This window comes from Microbacterium sp. MYb62, from assembly GCF_002979475.1.
Taxonomy (GTDB): domain Bacteria; phylum Actinomycetota; class Actinomycetes; order Actinomycetales; family Microbacteriaceae; genus Microbacterium.
This window is the reverse complement of the sequence record NZ_PCOY01000008.1, coordinates 147,550-169,627: the sequence shown is the minus strand read 5'-3', so window position 1 is coordinate 169,627 and position 22,078 is coordinate 147,550. Positions and strand designations below refer to the sequence as shown.

Below are 22,078 nucleotides of genomic sequence, written 5' to 3'. Positions count from 1 at the left end.
GGCCCCCGTCACCCATCACCCGTCACCCGTCTCATCACCCGTCGGCAGTCTCACCCGTCGGCCGACACGCCAGATGTCGGATACTTCGCCCCGTTTCGTCCGACATCTGGCGTGTCGGCCCCGGAAACGTCGATCCGCAATCACCGCCCCGAGCCCCGAGCCACGAAAGGCACCTCATGTCCTCCTCCCGCACCACGCTCCGCACCACCGGGGTCGCCGTCCGTGCGATGCTCGTCCTCACCCTCGTGCTCGGCGTCGGATACACGCTGCTCGTCACGGGCATCGGCCAGCTGCTGCTGCCCGGGCAGGCGAACGGCTCGCTGCTCCTCGACGACAAGGGCAGCGCGCTGATCGGCCAGTCCTTCACGGATGCCGACGGCGAGGCCCTGCCGGGGTACTTCCAGTCGCGGCCCTCCGCGGCGGGCGACGGCTACGACGGTGCCGGCTCCAGCGGCAGCAACCTCGGCCCGGAGAACCCCGACCTGGTCGCGGCGATCGCGGAGCGAAAGGCCGCGATCGCCGAGCGCGAGGGCATCGAACCGTCGCAGATACCGGCCGACGCTGTCACGGCATCCGGCTCGGGCCTCGACCCGCACATCAGCGTCGCCTACGCACTGCTGCAGGTGCCGCGTGTCGCCGACGCCCGAGGGCTCGGCGAGCAGGAGGTGCGCGACCTCGTGGAGTCTAGGATTCAAGGGCGGGATCTGGGATTCCTCGGCACGGAACGGATCAACGTCGCCGAACTCAACCTCGCGCTCGACGAACGGGAGGGCGAATGACCGCAGCACCGCTTCGTCGACCTCACGGCCACCCGCGCCGAGGGCGGCTCCGGGTGCTCCTCGGCGCCGCCCCCGGCGTCGGCAAGACCTACGAGATGCTCGCCGAGGGGCGACGTGTCCTCGAAGAGGGCCACGACGTCGTCATCGCGATCGTCGAGACGCACGACCGCGCGGCTACCCACGCCCAGACCGTCGGCATCCCCGAGGTTCCACGTCGAGTCGATCTCCACCGCGGTATCGCGCTGACCGAGCTCGACATCGATGCCGTGCTCGAACGCGCGCCCGAGATCGCCCTGGTCGACGAGCTGGCGCACACGAACGCCCCCGGCTCGCGCAACGCGAAGCGCTGGCAAGACGTCGACGAGCTGCTCGATGCGGGGATCGACGTCGTCACGACCGTCAACGTGCAGCACATCGAATCCCTCAACGCCGTCGTCGAGAAGATCACCGGCATCGCGCAGCAGGAGACGATCCCGGATGCCGTGGTCCGCGCCGCCGACGAGATCGAGGTCGTCGACCTCGCCCCGCAATCGCTGCGCGATCGGCTGTCGGCGGGGCTGGTCTACCCGGCCGAGCGGATCGACGCCGCCCTGTCGAACTACTTCCGCCTCGGCAACCTCACCGCACTGCGCGAGCTCGCCCTGCTGTGGCTCGCCGACGAGGTCGACAGCGCCCTGCGCAGTTACCGTGCGGAGCAAGGCATCGAGGGGAGCTGGCAGGCCAGGGAACGTGTCGTCGTCGCACTGACCGGCGGCCCTGAAGGCGAGACGCTGCTCCGTCGCGGCGCCAGGATCGCCGCGCGCTCCGCCGGCGGGGAGCTGCTCGCCGTCCACATCTCCGCCCAGGACGGTCTGCGCGACGAGACCCCTGGCGCTCTCGCCGCGCAGCGCACGCTCGTGGAATCGCTCGGCGGCTCGTACCATCAAGTCGTCGGCGACGACATCCCGGCCACCCTCGTCGAGTTCGCACAGGGCGCCGATGCCACCCAGCTCGTGATCGGCGTCAGCAGGCGCAGCCGGCTCACCGCGGCGCTCACGGGACCGGGCATCGGCTCGGAGGTCATCCGCCGCTCGGGCGACATCGACGTGCACATCGTCACGCATGCCGCAGCCGGCGGACGGATGGTCCTGCCCCGCATCACCGGCGGAGCACTGGGCTGGCGTCGGCAGCTCCTCGGCTTCGGCGTCGCCCTCGTCTTCGGACCGATCCTGTCGTGGATCATGTTCACGTTCCGCAGCCCGGAATCGATCACCGCCGAGGTACTCGCGTATCAGCTGCTCGTCGTCGTCGTGGCACTGATCGGCGGCATCCGCCCGGCTGTCTTCGCGGCCGTGCTCTCGGGTGTCACGCTCGACTTCCTCTTCGTCGCGCCGCTCTTCACCATCACGATCGCCCATCCGCTGCACGTGCTCGCCCTCGCCCTCTACGTCCTGATCGCGATCCTGGTGAGCATCATCGTCGATCAGGCGGCTCGGCGAGCCCGCACCGCTCAGCGTGCCGCCGCCGAGGCCGAGCTGCTCGCCGCGGTCGCCGGCAACGTGCTCCGCGGCGACAATGCCGTGCTGGCCCTGGTCAGCCGTACCCGCGAGGCGTTCGGTCTGAGCGGCGTGCGGCTGCTGGCGCCCGACGGCGATGTGCTCGCCAGCGACGGCGAGCCGGTGGCCGACGGCCGCGCCACGACGATCCCGGTCGGGCTCGTCCCCGGCGGCGGACCGCGTGCGGTGCTGGAGCTGAACGGCGAGCCCCTGGCCGGACCGGAGCGTCGCCTGTTGGACGCGATCGTCGCGCAGCTGTCGGCGGCGATCGAGCACACCGACCTGCGGGCGACGGCGAGTGAGGCCGAAGCCCTGGCCGAGACCGATCAGGTGCGCAGCGCGCTGCTGTCGGCGGTCAGCCACGACCTGCGCCGCCCGCTCGCCTCGGCGGTCGCGGCGATCGGCGGTCTGCGCGGCGCGCACGGGCTCTCGGCGTCCGATCGCGCCGAGCTGCTCGCCACCGCCGACGAGAGCCTCGCGACGCTGTCGACCCTGGTCACCGACCTCCTCGATGTGAGCCGCGTGCAGGCGGGCGTGCTCGCTGTGTCCTCCTCCCGGATGGATGCCGCCGGCAGTGTGCTCGCCGCCGTCGACGAACTGGGCCTGGGACCGGGCGACGTCGAGCTGGCCCTCGACCCCGACCTGCCCCCGCTGCACGCCGACCCCGTGCTGCTGCTGCGCGTGCTGGTGAACGTGATCGCCAACGCGCACCGGCACTCCCCCGACGACACACGGGTCATCGTCTCCACGAGCGCGCTCGGCGATCGCGCCGAGATCCGCATCATCGACCGCGGCGAAGGCGTCTCGCCCGAGCGGCGCGACCGCATCTTCCAGCCGTTCCAGCGCTTCGGCGACACCGACAACACGACGGGACTCGGCCTCGGACTCGCCCTGTCGCGCGGATTCACCGAGGGCATGGGCGGTACCCTGACACCCGAGGACACCCCTGGCGGAGGCCTCACCATGGTCATCTCCCTGCCGCTGGCGGCAGGACTCGCCGACACGGAGGGCACGGAGTGAAGCTCCTCATCGCCGATGACGACCCGCAGATGGTGCGGGCGCTGCGGATCACGCTCGCCGCGCACGGCTACGAGGTGGTGGTGGCCCCCGACGGAGCTGCAGCCATCGCCGCCGCCGCGCAGACCCACCCCGACCTCATCATGCTCGACCTGGGCATGCCGCGCCTCGACGGCATCGAGGTGATCCAGGCCCTGCGCGGTTGGACGAACGTGCCGATCATCGTGGTGTCCGGTCGCACGGGCTCGGCCGACAAGGTCGAGGCGCTCGATGCCGGCGCGGACGACTTCGTGACCAAGCCCTTCCAGGTCGATGAGCTGCTGGCCCGTCTGCGTGCCCTCTCGCGCCGCTCCCTCCCGGCGAGCGGCGAGTCGACCGTGTCGTTCGGCGAAGTCGTGGTCGACCTCGCGACCAAGACCGTGACCCGCGGCGGGGCGCGCGTGCATCTGACTCCGACCGAGTGGCGGATGCTGGAGCATCTGTCCCGGCATCCGGGCGCCCTCGTCACCCGGCAGGATCTGCTGAAGGAGATCTGGGGCAGCGAGCAGGTGTCCGACTCCGGCTACCTACGGCTGTACATGTCGCAGCTGCGCAAGAAGCTCGAGCAGGAGCCGGGTGCGCCCGCGCACCTGCTCACCGAAGCGGGGATGGGCTACCGGCTCGTGCTCTGAGGTGCGGCACGACGGCGGCGCAGCGATGCGACGACCGCGACCAGCACCAGCACGACGGCGACGACGATCGCGGTGATGGCGGTCGGGACGCTCTCGGGCTCTCCGGTGAGGCGTCCGACGGCGAGCCAGGCCAAGCCCCAGGCCGTCGCGAGGGCGGGGGCGATGCGTCCGGTGATCCACGCGGTGGCTGCTCCGATCACCAGGACGACGGCGAGCACGGCGACGGCCCAGGCATCCGCCGCCTGCGCCCAACTCTCCGGGGCGATCTGCGTCAGCCACGCGGCCGTGTTCGCCACCGTCGCGATCGTGACCCAGCCGAAGTGCAGCCCGTTCGCACCATCGGTGAGGATGCGATCCGCGAGAGTGCGGGCGGGGAACCGGCCCAGCACCACGATCACCCGCGCGAGCACGGCCAGTAGCAGCGCGATCCCGACGACGGTGAGCCACAGCGTCAGATATCGTGCGGTCACCAGCCACAGGCCGTTCAGCACCATCGATGCCGCGATCCACCCACCGACGGCCTGCTGACGGGGGTCCTGCCGCTGCGCCGGGAACGCCTGCCACACGGTGTACGCGATCAGGCCGAGGTAGATGAGCGACCAGATCGAGAACGCCGGACCCGCCGGCGCGAGGTACGACCCCTGAGCGGAGAGCGCGCCGTCTTGCAGGTCGTCGACGGATGCTCCGCCGAAGGCTCCCGCGCCGATGGCGGCCGCGATCACCATGAATGTCGCTGCTGCGATGACCAGCGACTGACGACCTATGCCGTTCGTGCGTGATTCCATGGCTCGCACGCTACGTGTGACGGGTTCCGGACGCATCGGGGTTGACACTCCCGAACGGTTTCGGTAACCAGGTGAGACAAATGCCGAGCATCCCGCTCGCGGGAGCGCAACCGTCTTGCGCCCCACGATGAGACTGGGGAGGATCGGCGCATGGCATACATCACCGTCGGCAACGAGAACAGCACCCCGATCGAGCTCTACTACGAAGACCAGGGGGCCGGTCAGCCCGTCGTCCTGATCCACGGCTACCCGCTGAACGGTCACAGCTGGGAGCGCCAGACGCGCGAACTCCTCACTCAGGGCTACCGCGTCATCACCTACGACCGCCGCGGGTTCGGCCAGTCCTCCAAGGTGAACGCCGGGTACGACTACGACACCTTCGCCGCCGACCTGAACACCGTGCTCGAGACCCTCGACCTGCGCGACGTCGTGCTCGTCGGCTTCTCGATGGGCACCGGAGAGCTCGCCCGCTACGTCGCCCGCTACGGCCATGAGCGCGTCGCGAAGCTCGCCTTCCTCGCCTCGCTCGAGCCGTTCCTCGTGCAGCGTGACGACAACCCGGAGGGTGTGCCGCAGGAGGTCTTCGACGGCATCGAAGCCGCGGCGAAGGGCGACCGCTTCGCGTGGTTCACCGACTTCTTCTCGAACTTCTACAACCTCGACGAGAACCTCGGCGCACGCATCAGCGAGCAGGCCGTGTCCGGCAGCTGGAACGTGGCGATCGGCAGCGCCCCCGTGGCCGCGTACGCGGTCGTCTCGGCGTGGATCGAGGACTTCCGCTCCGACGTCGAAGCCGTCCGCGCGGCGGGCAAGCCCACGTTGATCCTGCACGGCACGAAGGACAACATCCTCCCGATCGACGCGACAGCACGCCGCTTCCACCAGGCGGTACCGGATGCCGACTACGTCGAGGTCGAGGGCGCCCCGCACGGCCTGCTCTGGACCCACGCCGACGAGGTCAACGCCGCACTGAAGGCCTTCCTCGCGAAGTAGTCCTGCGTCGCGGCGTCCCCCACCCGCATCCGCCACGGAGTGGACCTGCGAGAACCCCCGCGTGAAGCCGCACTCAGCCGCGCATCGCGACACCGCGGCGCCAGTAGCCCATGAAGGCCACCTGCCCACGGTCGATGCCGAGGTCCTTGACCAGGTGGCGGCGCAGAGTGGTGACCACGCCGCTCTCCCCCGCGATCCAGAAGTAGCGTTCGGCCGGGGCCTCCGCTGCGGCGATGTCCTCGCCGAGTCCGGAGTAGTCCGGCGTCTCCCACAGCAGGTCCTCGCCGTCGATGTCCTTCACGCGGATCTCGTCCGCGGCGTCGGCATCGCCGAGGTATCCGAGCACAGCGGGGATCAGTCGGAGCCCGTGCGGCTCACCGGCGTCGCGCGGCAGCCAGTGCACCTCGACACCGGAGGGCACGTCGATGCGCAGGATGTCGGCGGGAGAGGGCACCTCGATGAACGCGACGCCGCGCAGGTCGCGGGGGGCGTCCTCGAGGATGCGGGCGATCGCCGGAGCTGCCGTCTCATCACCCGCGAGCACGACCGAAGACGCGGTGCCGGGGGCGAACTCGGCGCCTCCATGAGCCTCGACGTCCACGCCGCGGCGCGGTCCGACCAGGTAGAGCTCCTGCCCGACCGCGGCCTGGCTCGCCCACAGCGACGCGGGCCCCGTCAGACCCGGCTCGAGGTGCAGGACGAAGTCGACGTCCACCTCGGTGCCGGCGTCGGGGTCGTCGCGCACGTCCCGCACCGAGTACGTGCGCATGGATCCGCGCTCCTCCTCTGGTACCGCGAGGAACGACTGCCACCAGTCGTCCGATGACCGGTCGAGCGCCGGGAGCAGGCCGGAGGCCGGAGGGAAGACCAGCTTGATCCGGCTGTCGAACACCTCACCTGGTGTGCAGAACTCGAACAGCTCGTCTCCGCCGAAGGTCACCCGCACGAACGAGGGCGAGACGCGCACGACGGCTCGCACCTCGGCACGGGTGAGGATGTAGGTCGGACGCTCGGTCGTGGTCGTCTCAACGGACATGATGCCTCCCGATGGGTGTGACCATCGGCTTGCCGGAGACCGGGTCGATGGTGATCTGATTGGCGAGGCCGAAGACCTCTTCGACGAGCTGGGCGGTGACGACGTCCTGCGGGACGCCCGTCGCGTGCACCCGACCGTCTTTCATGGCGACCAACTCGTCGGCGTAGCGGGCTGCGAGGTTGAGATCGTGCAGCACCATGACGATGGTCGTCCCGCGCGAGACGCTCAAGTCTGTGAGCAGGTCGAGCACCTCGACCTGGTGCGCGACGTCGAGGAACGTGGTCGGCTCGTCCAGCAGCAGGATGTCGGTCTCCTGCGCGAGGGCCATCGCGATCCAGACGCGCTGCCGCTGGCCCCCCGAGAGCTCATCGACGCTGCGGTCGGCGAGGTCGGAGATGCCGGTCGCGTCGAGGGCGTCCGCCACCACCTCGTAGTCGTGCGTGCTCCACCGGGCGAGCATCTTCTGATGCGGGTGCCGTCCACGGCCGACCAGATCGGCGACAGCGATGCCTTCCGGTGCGACGGGAGACTGCGGGAGCAGGCCGAGGATGCGTGCGACCTCCTTGGTGGGGCGGGCGTGCACCGACTTGCCGTCGAGCACGATCTGTCCGTCGCTCGGCGACAGCAGACGGGCCAGCGAGCGCAGCAGCGTCGACTTGCCGCATCCGTTCGCTCCCACGATGGTCGTGATCCGCCCGGGGGCGATCTGCAGGTCGAGGCCGTCGATGATCGTGCGGTCGCCGTAGGCGAGCGTCACCCCTTCGGCGGACAGGCTGTGCGAGACGGTCATAGCGAACCCCCGGAGCGGTTGGTGCGGATGAGCAGGTAGATCAGGTACGGCGCGCCGACCACGCCGGTGATGACGCCGACGGGGTAGCGGGTGCCGAAGGCGAACTGGCCGATCAGGTCGCCGCCGAGAACGAGCACGGCGCCGACGAACGCCGAGGGCAGGAGCAGGTTGGCCCCGGGACCCGTGATGCGGGCGGCGATGGGACCGGCCATGAACGCGACGAACGCGATCGGACCGGTCGCTGCCGTCGCGAACGCGAGCAGGGCGACCGCGCCGAGGATGAGCAGCAGGCGCGTGGCGTTCACCCGGATGCCGAGACCGGCCGCGGAGTCGTCGCCGAGCTGGAGAGCGCCGAGTGCGCGACCCTGCGACAGCATCAGCGGCACGATGATCACCGCGGCGATCGCCATCGGCAGCACACGCTCCCAAGAGGCGTTGTTGAGGCTTCCGGTCAGCCACTGCATCGCGGTCTGGATGTCCCAGTTCGCGGCGCGCGACAGCATGTACGAGATGACGCTCTGCAGCATCGCGGCGACACCGATGCCGATCAGGATCAGGCGGGTGCCGGCGAAGCCGCCCTTGATCGAGAGCAGGTAGATCGCGAAGGCGGTGACGACGGCACCGCCGAGGGCGAGCAGCGATACGACCGGCCCGTTCGCCGAGAGCACGACGATGCCGAAGACCGCAGCAGCCCCGGCGCCGTTCGAGATGCCGATGATGTCGGGCGAGGCGAGCGGGTTGCGCAGCATCGTCTGGAAGCACACACCCGCCATGCCGAACGCGATCCCGGTGAGGACCGCGAGCACCGCCCGCGGCAGGCGCAGGTCGCCGACCGTGAACGAGGCGCCGGGAACGGTCTCCCCGAGGATCACGCGGATCACCTCGTCGAGCGAGTAGAACGTGTTGCCCACCATGAGGGCGACCGTGAACAGCACCAGCAGCAGGATGCCGAGCACGACGGTCGCGATCGCGTGGCGGCGGTGGCGCGCGCGACGGCCCGCGACGATGCGCGCGACCCGGGCGGATGCCGGCTCGTCGGCGCGGTCGAGGGTGTGCTCGGTGCGCTCGGTCGTGCTCATAGCTCACGCACCTTCTGCCGACGGACGATCCAGATGAAGAAGGGGGCGCCGATGATGGCGGTGATGATGCCGACCTGGATCTCTTCCGACGACGGGGCGATCACACGGCCGACGATGTCGCTCGCGGTCAGCAGCGCCGCGCCGGCGATGGCCGAGAACGGCAGCAGCCAACGGTGATCGGTGCCCACCAGCATCCGGCACATGTGCGGGACGATGAGGCCGACGAAGCCGATGGGCCCGGCGATCGCCGTCGCCGCACCCGCGAGGATCACCGCACCCAGGGCGGAGATCATGCGCGTGCGGAACACGTTCTCCCCGAGGCCCTTGGCCATCTCGTCGCCGAGGGCGAGGGAGTTCATGCCGCGGGAACAGAGGAAGCAGATGAGAGCGCCGACCGCGAGGACCGGCGCAGTGAGGGCGATACGCGGCCACTCCGCACCGCCGACACCGCCGATCTGCCAGGACTGGAACGTCTGCAGCAGGTCGACGCGGGGCAGCATGACGGCGCTGATCAGCGAGGCGAAGGCGGCGGAGGTCGCGGCTCCGGCGAGAGCGAGCTTGAGCGGCGTCGCGCCACCACGTCCGAGTGATCCGACCGCGTAGACGAACACGGCGGCGATCCCGGCTCCGGCGATCGCGAACCCCATCTGCCCGTAGGGGTTGCTGAGCCCGAAGAAGGCGATGCCGCACACGACGGCCAGCGAGGCCCCGTTCGAGACGCCGAGGATGCCGGGGTCGGCGATGGGGTTGCGTGTCACGGCCTGCATGGTCGCACCGGAGAGAGCGAGCGCGGCACCGACGAGGAGGGCGAGCACGGTGCGCGGGATGCGCTTGACGATCGCGGCCTGGGAGATCGTGTCGGTGTGGCCGGTGAGGGCCGCGACGATGTCGTCGAACGAGACCGCGCGCACGCCGAACGAGATCGACAGGATGCTGAGGACGACGAGCACCACGACTCCGACGAGGAGCCAGATGGTTCGCACCAGCACCGGGCGCCGCAGGTCTGCGGCACCCGGCGCGGGGGCGATGGCTGTTGCTGAGGTCACTGAGGATTCACTCCGCGGACGCGGATCGAACGGCTACGGAGCGAGCGGTGCAGCCAGGAGTGCGAGGTAGTCGCTGAGGCCCCACGGGATGGACAGCGGCGACGGGTTCGCGGACGCGGCGACCGGCGTCGCGTTGGGGAGGATCGCGATGCGGCCCTCGGCGATGGCCGGGATCTTCGACAGCAGCGGGTCGGCCTGGAGCTGAGGGATGAGCGAGTCGTCGCCGTAGGTGACGAACAGGTCCACGTCGGCGAACTTCGCGACCTCTTCCGCGCTGACCGTCAGGTCGAACTTCTCGGTGTCTGCGGTGTCTTCGACGATCGACGGGAACGGCAGACCGAGGTTGTCGTGGAGGTATCCGGGACGCGTGTCGATCGCCGTGTAGTAGCCGATCTGGCTCAGGTCGGCCGGGTCGAGGTATGCGAACAGGACCTTCTTGTCCTTCAGCACGCTGTTCGCCTCGAGCGCCTTCTCGGCATCGGCGTGCAGGTCGTCGATCAGTGCTTCGCCCTCATCCTCGAGGCCGAGTGCCTTCGAGTTCATCTCGATCATGTCGTCGACCGAGGTGCCCCAGGCGACCTCGGGATAGGCGATGACCGGCGCGATCTTGGAGAGGGTGTCGTACTCCTCCTGGGTGAGACCGGAGTAGGCGGCCAGGATCACGTCGGGCTCGGTGTCTGCCACGGCCTCGTAGTCGATGCCGTCCGTCTCGTCGAAGAGGACCGGCGTCTCGGCGCCCAGCTCGTCGAGCTTCTCTTCGACCCAGGGCAGCACACCGTTGTCGTCGTCATCGCCCCAGCTGGCCTTGCTCATGCCGACCGGGACGATGCCGAGCGCCAGCGGCACCTCGTGGTTCGCCCAGGCGACCGTCGCGATGCGCTCGGGCTTCTCGGAGATGGTGGTCTCGCCATAGGCGTGCTCCACCGTGACGGGGAAGGCATCTGCGGAGGCGGGGTTGCCGCCGACCGTCGAAGTCGACTCCGGGGTGGAGGACGCGCAAGCGGACAGGCCGACGGCGAGTGCAGCAGCCGCGCCGATGGCGAGGATTCGAGAGGTGCGCACAGGCGTTCCCTTCGGGTTCGGGGTGGGGCATCGACGCGTGAGATGCGTCGTGTCTTTGGTAAGCCTGGCCTAATCTAACACGGAGGTTAGGGGCACCTCACTCCGGGATCGCGACCGTGATACCCACCACGGGTACACGAAAAACCGGCCGGATCCGTGAGGATCCGACCGGTTTCAGGAAGTCAGCGCGCGCTCAGAGAGCGCGGATGTTCGCCGCCTGCATGCCCTTGGGGCCACGCTCAGCGTCGAATTCGACCTTCTGGTTCTCGCGGAGCTCCTTGAAACCGGAGCCGGCGATAGCCGAGTAGTGGGCGAAGAGGTCGTCCGAGCCGTCATCGGGAGCGATGAAGCCGAAGCCCTTTTCCGCGTTGAACCATTTCACAGTGCCAGTGGCCATGTGTTTCTACTTTCTGTTGACTTAGCCGTTTACACGGCCTACGCCGAATCGGAACATCCGACACGCGCGCTCTGTCACGCTACCACGACAGGCTGACGAGTAGCACTGAACGTCGGATTCTTCTGCAGAAGCGCTGCCTCGGTGCGTGTGCTGACACCGAGTTTGCGCAGCACGGCCGAGACATGGACGCTCACGGTCTTGACGCTGATGAACAGGCGCTCGCCGATCTGCCTGTTGCTCAGGCCCTCGGCGATGAGATCGAGCACCTGCTGCTCCCTCGCGGTGAGCAGGTCGGCGCCGGCCGAGGACACGGCAGGTGCGCGGAACCCGAGTCCGGCGTCGGTGGCGAACCGCGCGACAGCAGCCTGCAGCTGCGCGTGCCCCAGCCTCTCGGCGATCTCGGCCGCCTCGGCGAGCATGGTCGACGCCGCGACACGATCGCCCTCGTGCACCTGCATCCGCGCTCGTTCGAGCCGGAGGACGACACGGAACGTGACCGGCACGTCGTCGCCGTCGGCGCGGTGCAGTGCGTCGTCGAGAGCGTGCGGTCGCGGGTCGAGCAGCGCATCGAGGATCGTCGACCAGGCGTCCTGCTGCAACTGCTCCGGCTGTGCGATCCAGGAGGCGCGGATCGCGACGGATGCGGTCGTGACGTCGGCCCCCTCGGCGCGCAGCTCAGCGATGATCGCCCCGGCCTCCAGCAGCAGGCGACGCTGGTGCAGCAGTGCGGGCTTGTCGTCTCGCAGCATCTCGAGGATCGCGTCGAGCGCCCCGCGAAGGTCTCCCGCGCTCTCCGCCACCGCGACCGTCATCATCACCCGGTCGTACCAGATCTGTCGCTCCGAGACGCCCGTCTCCTCGAACGCCGGCAGCCACTCCTTCAACATCTCCGCGGCCTCGGCCGAGCGACCACGCCACGCGAGTACACGCACGCGTGTCATGCTCATGTACATGCGGAAGACACGGAGCGTCCCCTGCACGAAGTCGCGCGACAGCATCTCCTCGACCCGGTCGATCTCGCCGAGTTCGAGCAGCGGCACGACCATGTTCTGCGCCATGATCGAGCCGGAGGTGCGTTCGACACGGAGCTCTCGTGCCCGCCGCAGGCCTTGCTCCGCAACCTCGACCGCCTCGCGGTAGCGGCCGAGCAGCGTGAGCAGATCCGAGTAGTTCACCCGGTATCTCATCTCGGCATCGGATCCGGTCGCGAGCAGGTGGGCTCGTTCGTACTCCCGAACGCCCGCCTCGACCTCGCCCAGGTGCGCCAACGATCCCCCGCGCACATTGGCCGCGATCGACAGCTGGTCCGTGGACTCCGCCTCGGCCGCTCCGCGCTCCGCTTCATCGGCGAGCCGGATGGCCTCCTGCCGATCACCGGCGATCATGTGGCGACTCGCGAGCCGGTTGAGCAGCTCGGCGCGGAAGACCTCATCGTCGACATGCTCCTCGGCGATGTCGAGCGCCTGCTGCAGCAGCGGGATCGCCCCGAGACGGCCGAGATTGACGAGGTAGAGCGCCTTGTTGCGCAGCAGTCGCGCATGCAGTCTCGGCTCGACCGTCTCGGGATCGACCTCTGCGAGAGCGACGTTCGTGACGGTCAGCGCACGCTCGCCGTCACCCGCATTGCGCAGGATCGAGCCGAGCACGAGAAGCAGATCGATGCGTTCGACCCGCGCCGCCGCCGCCGCATCGGGCACGAGCGGCCACAGTTCGAGCACCAGTTCACCGAAGCGGGCAGCGCTCGCGAACGCATACTGCGCCTTCGCGTGGCGCATCGCGTCGGCGGCGGCGATCAGGGCCTTCCGATCGTCTTGCGCGAGCTGCCAGTGGTACGCGAGCGCAGCGGCATCACCGCTGTCGGAACCCGCGCACTGCGCCTCGAGCGTCTCGGCGTAGGCGCGGTGCAGGCGCGCCCGCTCACCCGGAAGCAGATCGTCGTGCACGGCTTCGCGCAGGAGGGCGTGCCGGAACCGGTAGTCGTCGTCGACCACCACGAGGATGCCGCTGCGCGTCGCCTCGCGGATCGCCTCGTCGAGCCGCTGTTCCGGAAGGTCGCCGAGGCGCGTGATCAGGGGATGGGTCAGCGGGCGTTCGGCGCCGGAGACGACCTGCACGACGTGACGCGCGTCGTCGCCGAGCCGGTCGAACCGAGCGAGCAGAAGGTCGCGCAGCCCGTCGGGGAGGGGGCCGCTCGCGCACCCCGCGATCTCCTCGATGAAGAAGGGGACGCCTTCCGCCCTCTCCTGCATGCGACCGAGCGCGGTCTCGGTGAGGGGATGGCCGATGATCTGCTCGGCCATCTCGCGCACCGCGTCTTCATCGAGTCTGGCGAGGGTGAGGCGCTCGAGCAGACGGGCCCTGGTGGCCTCGCCGATGAAACGGCTCACGGCATCGCCGCGGCGCACGTCGTCGGTGCGGCAGGTGATGAGCAGCAGGATGCGGCCGCGCCCGAGCGCGCGCAACAGGAAGGAGAGGATGGCGAGGGTCGACTCATCCGCCCAGTGCAGGTCTTCGACCACGAGGACCTGGGGGGCGCGTTCGGCCGCCGCCTCGATGAGGGAGGCGATCGCGTCGCGGAGGCGCTCCGGACTCGTGCGATCGCGGTCGGTCGGGGAGTCGACGAGTTCGGGGAGCAGCATGCCGAGCGCCTCGGCGCCAACCCCGACCGATTCGCGCACCCGTTCGACGCCCATGTGCGTGACGATCGAGCGGAGGATGCCGGTGAGCGGACCGTACGGCGTGCGCGAAGCGCCGAGATCGAGGCACCAGCCCACGTGCACGTCGGCGGTCTGGGCGATCTCGGCGGCGAACTCGCGCAGCAGCCGCGACTTGCCGATCCCGGCCTCGCCCTCGACGAGCAGGGCCGCTGGCACGCCGTCGCGCACCCCGGCGAACGACCGGCGCACCTCGTCGAGCTCGGCCACGCGGCCGACCATCGCGGCATTCGGCGCGGAAGGAGGCATGGATTCATCGTGCCACTCCCCACCGACATTCGGGGCGGTCCGTGATCCGCTCTGAGCGGCGACGACGCTCACCTCGCCGGAGCCGCCGCCTGATCGCACACCGTGGCCGTGCGCGCCGTGGCGGTGCGTGCCGTGGCGACCTTCGCGGTGGCCCGCTCCGATGCTGCGCCGAGTACTCGGCGCAGCATCCGTCGGAGCACTCCCTCCGGACGGGGGACGATCTGATCCGTGTGCTCGATGAGGAAGCGGCGCCGGGCGGCGGCGCGCTCGATCTGCTCCTGCTCGAACAGGGTGATCTGGCGGCTGAGATACGGGTGCTCGTACATGGGGTTCTCCTCGACGGTTCGCTGTATCCCTACACTCCGCTCTGAGGCACCCCCGCGACATCGGACAGATGCCCTATCTTTCGCACCCCGACATCTTTCGCACCCCGACGAGGAGGGATGCCGAAACAGGCCTTCCGGCGGGATCAGGCCGATTCGCGCGAGAACGGCCTGATCCCGCGCGTTCGCCTGATCCCGCGAGGGCGGCGCGAACCGTCCCGCGAGGGCAGCGCGCTCCGCGACGCGCGCTCACGGGAGCAGCGACGGGCGCGCCGACGGACGGGACCCCGCGGGCACGAGGATCGCGAGCACGCGGACGAGGGTCGCCATCCACAGCAGCCCGAGACCGACGACGACCGCCTCGACGACCGTGGCCGAGTACAGCCCGAACGGGACCCACAGCACGACGGCGATCACGACGAGCGTGCCGACGCCGACCGACGTGATCAGGAGCGCACGCGGGGTACCGGGGATCACCGACGTGGTGCGCCCGGCGGCGAGGGCGAACAGCACGAGCGTCGCGAACGCTGCGATGTCGTGCGGAAGCGGCACGCGGTGCAGAGGGAGCAGTCCGACCGCCGCGAGCGCGACGCCGGTGGCCGCCCACAGCACCACGACCACCGCGATGCGCGCGAGTGCGGCGTCTCCGAGCATCCGGTGCAGGTCGCGGCCGATGTACGAGCCGACCGTCGCGACCAGGAGACCGGCGACGACGAGCGTGCCGTTGAACGCCCACGATCCCGAGCCCAGCTGCGAGAAATTCTCCTCCCACCAGCGCGGGTCGGTCGCCGTGACCATCGCGAACAGGGTGCCGATCACGAGGAAGCCGAACAGGAGTGCGGCGAGATCGGCTGTGCGCAGGTCGACGCCGGCCCCGAAGGCGAACCGCCCACCGACCGCCGAGGCCACGCCCGTGAGCAGGCCTCCACCGATCGCCGCGAGCCGCAGCCCCTGGAGACCCGCGGCGAGGATCTCGGCGGTGAGGAGGACCCCCATCACCGTGACCGCTCCGAACGCGACGGTCAGGGCGATCGACGAGAGATCGGACACCACCGCCTGCCAGCGCGGCATCGCCGCCGTCTCCCCGCGGCGGTGCAGGAGGGTGCTCGTGAGGAAGGCGGCGGCGGCGACCACTCCCGCGATCGCCGCGACCGGCATCGCGAGCGAGTCCTCGCCGGTGAGGGGGCGCGCGTCTCGTCCGAGGAACAGCATCCCGGCGAGCGTGCCGACGACGAAGCAGAGCACGGTCGCCCAGACCGCTCGCGTCTCGCCGCGCAGCTTCGCCTCCCGCTCCATCTGCTCATGCAAGCACGCACCTGGGACCTCGGGAAGCCCCGGATGCGGCGATCAGCCGTCGCAGCGACCGCGTCGGTTCGCGGCCGTCACGCGTGCTGCAGCGCCTTGGGGGTGAAGTAGCCGACTTCGCCGGTTTCATCCTCGACGCCGAAGATGAACTGTCCGGACGGCGTCGCGCAGATGTCGATGACCGTTCCGCGTGAGCGAGGGGTGACGACTTCGTCGCCCGGTCGGAATCTCGTCTTCGTCATGGCGCGATCGTGCAGCGGGGGGCACTCGAAGCCGCGTCGCCGCCGGCCGCGGGACTACCGTGGAGGTCATGCGCATCCCCGCCGCGATCCGCGCCTCCCAGCGCTCTCCGCTGCTGCAGGTCGTGAAGTCGGCCGCGGCGACGATCGCCGCGTGGCTCATCGCCGGATGGGTGTTCCCCGCACAGCTCCCGGTCTTCGCCGCCATCGCCGCGCTGCTGGTGGTGCAGCCCAGCGTCAACCAGTCGCTGTCGAAGGCGCTCGAACGCAGCATCGGGGTGATCGCCGGCGTGGTGATCGCCGTCGCCCTCGGGCTGCTGCTCGGATCGCCGAGCTGGATCGTACTGCTCGCGATCGTCGTGGCGATGCTGGTCGCCTGGATCTTCCGGGCCTCTCCCGGCACCGGCAACCAGGTCGCGATCTCGGCGATGCTCGTGCTGGCGCTGGGGTCGTCGAGCCCGGAGTACGCCTTCGCGCGCATCGTCGAGACCCTGATCGGGGTCGTGATCGGGATCGTCGTGAACGCGTCGATCGTGCCCCCGGTGCTGGTCGAGCCGGCGCGGCGCGACGTGGGACTGCTCGGGCGCGAGCTCGCCGCCAGCCTCGATCGTCTCGCCGACGCGCTGCCCGAGCCGCAGACCCCGGCGCGGCTGCAGGAGCTCATGCTGGAGGTTCGGCTGCTGCGCCCGATGAAGGATGCCGCCGACGCCTCCATCGCGGCGGGCGAGGAGTCGCTCACCCTGAACCCGCGGCGTTCGACCCATCGCGCCGACCTGCGCGAGATGCGGGCGCTCCTCGACCGCCTGTCCCCCATCGTCACGCAGACGATCGGCATGACCCGCGCGTACTTCGATCACTACGACGACACGATCGGCGAAGAGCCCGCTGTCGTCGCGATCGCCGAGCAGCTGCGGCGGGCAGGGCACGACGTGCGGCTCGCCGTGCAGATCGCCGAGGCATCGCCGGAGCCCGACGACATGACCTCGGCGATCCCCGCGCTCACCGCGCCCCTCGTGAACCGTCCGCCGTCGTCGCAGCACTGGATCCTGATCGGATCGCTCATGGAGGACCTGCGCCGTATCCGGGGCGAACTCGTCGACGAGGACTGATCGCGACGCCCACGCCTACGCTGGAAGCATGTCCGACATGACCGTCCCTGAGGCATTGGGCGAGCTCGCGGCGCTCGAAGATCCGAAGATGCGCGCCGCCAACGAGAAGCGCGGCGACGACCACGGCATCAATCTCAGCCGGATGCGCGCGCTGGCGAAGCGGATCAAGACCGACCAGCCCCTCGCGCAGGAGCTGTGGGCGACCGGCGAGACGCCCGCGCGCCTGCTGGCCCTGCTGATCTGCCGCCCCCGTGACTTCACGGCCGACGAGCTCGACGCCATGCTGCGCGAGACCCGCCCGCCGAAGGTCAACGACTGGTTCGTCAACTACGTCGCCAAGAAGTCGCCCCTCGCCGAGGAGATGCGGCTGCGCTGGTTCGCCGACCCCGACCCGACCGTCGCCGCTGCCGCGTGGTCGCTCACGACCGTGCGGGTGATGAAAGATGCCGACGGCCTCGACCTGCCCCACCTGCTCGATCTGATCGAACGCGACATGAAGGATGCGCCTGCACGCCCGCAGTGGGCCATGAACGAGACGCTCGCGAACATCGGCATCTTCCACCCCGAACACCGGGCGAGGGCGCGGGAGATCGGCGAGCGTCTGCAGGTCCTCGCCGACTACCCCACCGCGCCCGGCTGCACCTCGCCCTTCGCACCGAGCTGGATCGACGAGATCGTGCGGCGCCGCGAGGGCTGAGCGGTCACTCAGCCTCCGACCGCATCAGGCGATCACGCCGCATCAGGCGAGTTCCGCGCCGATCGGCCTGTTCACGCGCGTCAGCCTGAGGCGGCGAGCGACTCGTCCGGCGACCCTCGGGGGAGGAGGCTCCCGTGGCGTGTCCCGCACGGGTCTCCTCGCACAGTCGGTAACGTTATACACTTTATTCACTCGCAGGCGCACGGCGGTGACCGCAATGGGTGGTCTCCGGCACCTGCGATCGAATCTGGGGATCACCACCATGGCAACGCAAGACGAATTGAACGCGCTCATCACCGCTGTCGCGAACGACATCAACGGCTTCATCGGAGCATCCGTCGTGGATGTCGAATCCGGCCTCCCGCTCGCCTCGAACTCGGTCCGTCCCGACTTCGACCTCGATGTCGCCAGCGCCTACAACAGCGAGATGGTGAAGAACAAGAGGAAGACGATCGATGCTCTCCGCCTCGATGCCCACCTCGAAGACATGCTGCTCACGCTCGACACGCAGCTCCACCTGCTCAAGATGGTCGACGACGACACGTTCATCTACCTCGCGGCCGACCGCCAGGCGACGAACATCGCGCTCCTCCGCTCCTCCGTGAACCGCCACGTGGCGGCTCTGAACACTTGATCGGCACGGCCGTCCGAGACAGCGGTCTCGGGAACGGCTCGTCGGTGCACGCCACGGTGTCGGACAGGACGGAGAGACGCGAGCGTCGGCGGCGCGTCGATCTCCCGACGCGCTATCGACTCGTCTTCGCCGGGCCCGTCGGCGCGGGCAAGACCACGGCCGTCCGCGTGTTGAGCGATGTGCTCCCGGTCGACACCGATGTCCCGATCTCCGCGGCGTCCGCCGAGTACGGTGACGGCGACAAGACCACCACCACGGTCGGCCTCGACTACGGCGTGTGGAAACCCACCGCAGAGATCTCGGTCGCCCTTGTCGGCGTCCCCGGCCAGGACCGCTTCGCGTCGGCCCGACAGAGGTCCACCTCGCCGAACACCCGCGTCCTCCTCTGGTTGCGCGCCGATCGAGGAGGTCTCGTCGACGATGCCGCCTCCTGGCTCCCGCGGTTCGCCGGCGACCACGATCGTCTGGTGATCGCGGTCAGCCACTGCGCGGACGGGACGCTCGACGCGGTGCGCCGGTCGCTCGCCGAGCTCCTCGATGTGCACGGGCTCCCCGCGACGCGGGTGGTCGCCGCTGACGCGCGCGACCGCGAAAGCGTCATCCGCGCGGCCAGCGCCGCACTCGACCTTCCGGAGGAAGAGTCATGACGACCCCCACCAGCCCCGACGACGCTGCGCCCGCGGACGGCCCGTCACACGTCGACGACGCGATGCTCATGCACCCCGCGCTCGCGGCGGACTGGGCGCTCTGGTCGGGGGTCGTGAGCCACGCCGCGCTCGCCCGTCTGCGCCGGCTCGACGAACGCTTTCCCGAGCTGACGACGGCCGTCCTGTCGACCGCCGACGGTCAGCACATCGCCTCGGTCGGCGTCGACGACGAGACCGGAGAGCGCCTGGCCGCGATGAACGGCTCGCTGTTCGGCGTCGCCAGAGCGGAGGCCGAGATCATCTCCGGAGGAACCGAGCCGAGTCTCTCCGCCGTGGTCTCGGTATCGATCGGGCAGAGTCAGCTGTCGCTGCTCAGCTTCCTCCTCGCGCCGTACGGTCAGCTGCTGCTCTCGGTGTCCGCGAGCGGGGTGCAGCTGGGAACCGTGATCGTGCAGGCGCGCTCCGCCGCGTACGAGCTCATCACCGCGCTCGGACTCGCCGGTGCACCGGCGTGAGGCTGGCTACGCTGAGGCCATGAGCACCCACATCGCTGCAGCGCCCGGTCAGATCGCCCCCATCGTCTTGTTCCCGGGTGATCCGCTGCGGGCGAAGTGGATCGCCGAGACCTTCCTCGACGACGCCGAGCTGTACTCCGAGACCCGCGGGATGCTGGGGTTCACCGGCACCTGGGAAGGACACCGCATCTCGGTGCAGGGCTCGGGCATGGGACAGCCGTCGATGGCGATCTATGCGAACGAGCTCTTCGACTCCTACGACGTGCAGACGATCGTGCGGGTGGGGTCGTGCGGAGCTCTGACCGAACGGGTCAAGGTGCGCGACATCATCATCGCGAACGGCGCCAGCACCGATTCCGGCATCAACCGGGTGCGCTTCCACGGTCTCGACTACGCACCGGTCGCCGACTTCGGACTGCTGCGCGCCGCAGTGGAGGCGAGCGAGGCCGAACCTCTGGAGTCGACCGTGCACGTGGGCCCGCTCTTCTCGAGCGACCAGTTCTACAGCACACGCCCCGAGCTCATGGAGCCGTTCGTGCAGCACGGCATCCTCGGCGTCGAGATGGAGGCGGCCGGGCTGTACACGCTCGCGGCCTCCTACGGACGACGCGCCCTCGCGATCTGCACCGTCAGCGACCACATCGTCACGGGCGAGGCGACGAGCGCTCAGGAGCGCGAGCAGACGTTCGGCGACATGATCCGCATCGCCCTGCGCGCCGCGACCGCGGTCTGATCCACCGCGCGCGCGATCAGGCAGACGTGCCGCATCAGGCGGGTTCTGGAAGAAATCGCCTGATACGACGCGGATGCCTGATCTCGCCGTGGGTCCGTCGGCCCTCGAAGCAGCGGATCGCTACGGGGTGTCACCGACGGCGTGCGGACGCGGCAGCGCCAGCATCGTGCCGGTGTCCGTGAACTCCTGCTGGATCTCGTCGTCGTGCTTGTACGTGACCAGGCTCACGCCGACCGCCGCGATCAGAGCGAACACGAAGGCGGGAAGCAGTTCGTAGAGCCCGGTGTCGAGGGCCTTCCAGATGAACACCGTCGCAGCACCGACGAACATCCCCGCCAATGCGCCCCAGTTGGTGAGCTTGCGCCAGTAGAGGCTGAGCAGGATGACCGGTCCGAACGCGGCGCCGAATCCCGCCCACGCGAACGAGACGAGTCCGAGGATCGTGTCGTTCGGGGTGATCGCCAGCACCGCGGCGACGACCGCGACACCGAGCACGCCGAGACGCCCCATCAGCATGAGCGTCTTCTGCGACGGCGGCGTGCGCCGGAAGACCCCGTACAGGTCCTCGACGAGAGCCGAGGAGCACACGATCAGCTGACTGGAGATCGTGCTCATGATCGCCGCGAGCACCGCCGCCAGCACGAGACCGGCGACGAACGGATGCAGCAGCGTCTGCGACATCAGCAGCACCACGGTCTCCGGGTTGGCGAGATCGACACCCGTCTTGGCGATGTAGGCGATGCCGACGAGACCCGACAGCACCGCGCCGCCGAGGGAGACGATCATCCAGGAGATGCCGATGCGTCGCGCGCTCTTCGCCTCCTGCGGCGAACGCAGCGCCATGAACCGCACGATGATGTGCGGCTGCCCGAAGTATCCGAGACCCCAGGCGAGCGACGAGACGATCGCGAGGATGGTGCCGCCCGTGAGCGCTGTTCCGGAGAGCATCGAGAGGTGATCCGGCGCGACCTCGTTGATGAGCTCTCCGGTCTCGGCCAGGCCGCCGATGGCGACGATCGCGGCGACGGGGATCACGATCAGCGCGATCACCATCATGAGCCCCTGCACGACGTCGGTCAGCGAGGCCCCGAGGAACCCGCCGAAGAGCGTGTACGCGAGGGTGACACCCGTCACCAGCAGCATCCCCGTCAGATAGTCGCCGTTGAACGAGCTCTCGAAGAAGACACCGCCGGCGACCATTCCCGAGGAGATGTAGAGGGTGAAGAACACGAGGATGACGACACCGGAGACCACGCGCAGCAGTCGCGTCGTGTCGCGGAGCCGGTTCTCGAAGAAGCTCGGGACCGTGATGGAGTTGCGCGACACCTGCGTGTAGGCGCGCAGCCGCGGAGCGACGAGCAGCCAGTTCAGGTAGGCGCCGATGGTCAGGCCGATCGCGATCCACGCCTCGATGAGACCGGAGACGTAGATCGCGCCGGGGAGCCCCATCACCAGCCACCCGGACATGTCGGAGGCACCGGCGCTGAGCGCGGCCACCCACGGCGGAAGATTCCGTCCGCCGAGCATGTAGTCCTCATGATCGCCGGTTCGTCGGAACGCGATCCAGCCGATGAGCAGCATCGCCGCGAAGTACACACCCAGTGCTGCGAAAGTGAAGATCTGGTCGGGCATCGTCGTCCCCCCTCGCGGTGAGGTCACCGCATCCGGTCGTCGTTCGATGATGCCAAGGGAGGGTGCCTGTGCCCAGAGCCTCCTCGGCGCG

The 22,078-nt window shown here is 69.5% G+C and carries 22 protein-coding genes; 10 read left to right on the top strand and 12 right to left on the bottom strand.

Annotated features, from left to right (window positions below; genetic code table 11):
* The first annotated feature begins 176 nt into the window (after positions 1-176).
* Genes kdpC through CQ042_RS10755 form a run of 3 tightly spaced genes read left to right on the top strand, consistent with a single transcriptional unit; the run spans position 177 to position 4,002 of the window.
* Positions 177-779, top strand: a complete 603-nt coding sequence (gene kdpC, locus CQ042_RS10765; protein ID WP_105670472.1) for a potassium-transporting ATPase subunit KdpC — start codon at positions 177-179, stop codon at positions 777-779.
* The gene (locus CQ042_RS10760; protein WP_105670471.1) at positions 776-3,334 is read left to right on the top strand and encodes an ATP-binding protein; all 2,559 of its coding nucleotides are present in this window, start codon (positions 776-778) and stop codon (positions 3,332-3,334) included. The genes kdpC and CQ042_RS10760 overlap by 4 nt, the downstream gene beginning before the upstream one ends.
* Positions 3,331-4,002 carry a response regulator gene (locus CQ042_RS10755; protein ID WP_105670470.1) on the top strand — a complete coding sequence of 224 codons (672 nt, stop codon included), beginning with the start codon at positions 3,331-3,333 and terminating at the stop codon, positions 4,000-4,002. The genes CQ042_RS10760 and CQ042_RS10755 overlap by 4 nt, the downstream gene beginning before the upstream one ends.
* On the opposite strand, the gene CQ042_RS10750 is transcribed toward CQ042_RS10755, so the two are convergent.
* Positions 3,984-4,787, bottom strand: coding sequence for a tryptophan-rich sensory protein (locus tag CQ042_RS10750; RefSeq protein WP_105670469.1), 804 nt, complete (start codon positions 4,785-4,787; stop codon positions 3,984-3,986). The genes CQ042_RS10755 and CQ042_RS10750 overlap by 19 nt on opposite strands.
* A gap of 150 nt (positions 4,788-4,937) precedes the next feature.
* Between CQ042_RS10750 and CQ042_RS10745 the strand changes: the two genes are divergently transcribed.
* On the top strand, positions 4,938-5,780 hold the full coding sequence (locus CQ042_RS10745) for an alpha/beta fold hydrolase (RefSeq protein ID WP_105670468.1): 843 nt from the start codon (positions 4,938-4,940) through the stop codon (positions 5,778-5,780).
* Positions 5,781-5,853: 73 nt separating this feature from the next.
* Here the strand turns inward: CQ042_RS10745 and CQ042_RS10740 are convergent, their stop codons facing one another.
* The 10 genes from CQ042_RS10740 to CQ042_RS20455 all read right to left on the bottom strand — a co-directional run bounded on the left by CQ042_RS10740 (position 5,854) and on the right by CQ042_RS20455 (position 16,023).
* Positions 5,854-6,816 carry a siderophore-interacting protein gene (locus CQ042_RS10740; RefSeq protein WP_105670467.1) on the bottom strand — a complete coding sequence of 321 codons (963 nt, stop codon included), beginning with the start codon at positions 6,814-6,816 and terminating at the stop codon, positions 5,854-5,856.
* The gene (locus tag CQ042_RS10735; RefSeq protein ID WP_105670466.1) at positions 6,806-7,606 is read right to left on the bottom strand and encodes an ABC transporter ATP-binding protein; all 801 of its coding nucleotides are present in this window, start codon (positions 7,604-7,606) and stop codon (positions 6,806-6,808) included. The genes CQ042_RS10740 and CQ042_RS10735 overlap by 11 nt, the downstream gene beginning before the upstream one ends.
* Positions 7,603-8,685 carry an iron chelate uptake ABC transporter family permease subunit gene (locus tag CQ042_RS10730; RefSeq protein WP_105670465.1) on the bottom strand — a complete coding sequence of 361 codons (1,083 nt, stop codon included), beginning with the start codon at positions 8,683-8,685 and terminating at the stop codon, positions 7,603-7,605. Before CQ042_RS10730 ends, CQ042_RS10735 begins: the two co-directional genes overlap by 4 nt.
* Positions 8,682-9,731: an iron ABC transporter permease gene (locus CQ042_RS10725; protein ID WP_105670464.1), complete on the bottom strand. Its 1,050-nt coding sequence runs from the start codon at positions 9,729-9,731 to the stop codon at positions 8,682-8,684. The genes CQ042_RS10730 and CQ042_RS10725 overlap by 4 nt, the downstream gene beginning before the upstream one ends.
* Before the next feature lie 33 nt (positions 9,732-9,764).
* Entirely contained in the window at positions 9,765-10,793 is a 1,029-nt protein-coding gene (locus CQ042_RS10720) for an iron-siderophore ABC transporter substrate-binding protein (RefSeq protein ID WP_105670463.1), read from the bottom strand.
* 193 nt (positions 10,794-10,986) lie between these two features.
* The gene (locus tag CQ042_RS10715) at positions 10,987-11,190 is read right to left on the bottom strand and encodes a cold-shock protein (RefSeq protein WP_017831237.1); all 204 of its coding nucleotides are present in this window, start codon (positions 11,188-11,190) and stop codon (positions 10,987-10,989) included.
* A 74-nt stretch (positions 11,191-11,264) separates the two neighbouring features.
* Positions 11,265-14,153, bottom strand: a complete 2,889-nt coding sequence (locus tag CQ042_RS10710) for a LuxR family transcriptional regulator (protein ID WP_181157535.1) — start codon at positions 14,151-14,153, stop codon at positions 11,265-11,267.
* 68 nt (positions 14,154-14,221) lie between these two features.
* Positions 14,222-14,479, bottom strand: a complete 258-nt coding sequence (locus tag CQ042_RS20460) for a hypothetical protein (RefSeq protein ID WP_181157534.1) — start codon at positions 14,477-14,479, stop codon at positions 14,222-14,224.
* A gap of 246 nt (positions 14,480-14,725) precedes the next feature.
* Complete coding sequence (locus CQ042_RS10705; RefSeq protein WP_258132224.1) at positions 14,726-15,784, bottom strand: DUF998 domain-containing protein; 1,059 nt, start codon at positions 15,782-15,784, stop codon at positions 14,726-14,728.
* Between the two features lie 74 nt (positions 15,785-15,858).
* Positions 15,859-16,023 carry a hypothetical protein gene (locus CQ042_RS20455; RefSeq protein ID WP_181157533.1) on the bottom strand — a complete coding sequence of 55 codons (165 nt, stop codon included), beginning with the start codon at positions 16,021-16,023 and terminating at the stop codon, positions 15,859-15,861.
* Positions 16,024-16,091: 68 nt separating this feature from the next.
* On the opposite strand from CQ042_RS20455, the gene CQ042_RS10700 reads away from it, so the two are divergent.
* The 6 genes from CQ042_RS10700 to deoD all read left to right on the top strand — a co-directional run bounded on the left by CQ042_RS10700 (position 16,092) and on the right by deoD (position 20,355).
* Entirely contained in the window at positions 16,092-17,129 is a 1,038-nt protein-coding gene (locus CQ042_RS10700) for an aromatic acid exporter family protein (RefSeq protein ID WP_105670461.1), read from the top strand.
* 28 nt (positions 17,130-17,157) lie between these two features.
* The gene (locus CQ042_RS10695) at positions 17,158-17,826 is read left to right on the top strand and encodes a DNA alkylation repair protein (protein ID WP_105670460.1); all 669 of its coding nucleotides are present in this window, start codon (positions 17,158-17,160) and stop codon (positions 17,824-17,826) included.
* A gap of 262 nt (positions 17,827-18,088) precedes the next feature.
* Positions 18,089-18,460, top strand: a complete 372-nt coding sequence (locus CQ042_RS10690) for a hypothetical protein (protein ID WP_105670459.1) — start codon at positions 18,089-18,091, stop codon at positions 18,458-18,460.
* Positions 18,457-19,107 carry an ATP/GTP-binding protein gene (locus CQ042_RS10685; protein ID WP_105670458.1) on the top strand — a complete coding sequence of 217 codons (651 nt, stop codon included), beginning with the start codon at positions 18,457-18,459 and terminating at the stop codon, positions 19,105-19,107. The genes CQ042_RS10690 and CQ042_RS10685 overlap by 4 nt, the downstream gene beginning before the upstream one ends.
* Positions 19,104-19,622, top strand: a complete 519-nt coding sequence (locus CQ042_RS10680; protein WP_105670457.1) for a hypothetical protein — start codon at positions 19,104-19,106, stop codon at positions 19,620-19,622. Before CQ042_RS10685 ends, CQ042_RS10680 begins: the two co-directional genes overlap by 4 nt.
* A 19-nt stretch (positions 19,623-19,641) precedes the next feature.
* Positions 19,642-20,355 (top strand): purine-nucleoside phosphorylase, encoded by a 714-nt coding sequence (deoD, locus tag CQ042_RS10675; RefSeq protein WP_105670456.1) that lies wholly within the window; start codon positions 19,642-19,644, stop codon positions 20,353-20,355.
* Between the two features lie 120 nt (positions 20,356-20,475).
* Here deoD and putP read toward each other — a convergent pair whose 3' ends face one another.
* Positions 20,476-21,987, bottom strand: a complete 1,512-nt coding sequence (gene putP / locus CQ042_RS10670; RefSeq protein ID WP_105670455.1) for a sodium/proline symporter PutP — start codon at positions 21,985-21,987, stop codon at positions 20,476-20,478.
* Between the last annotated feature and the right edge of the window lie 91 nt (positions 21,988-22,078).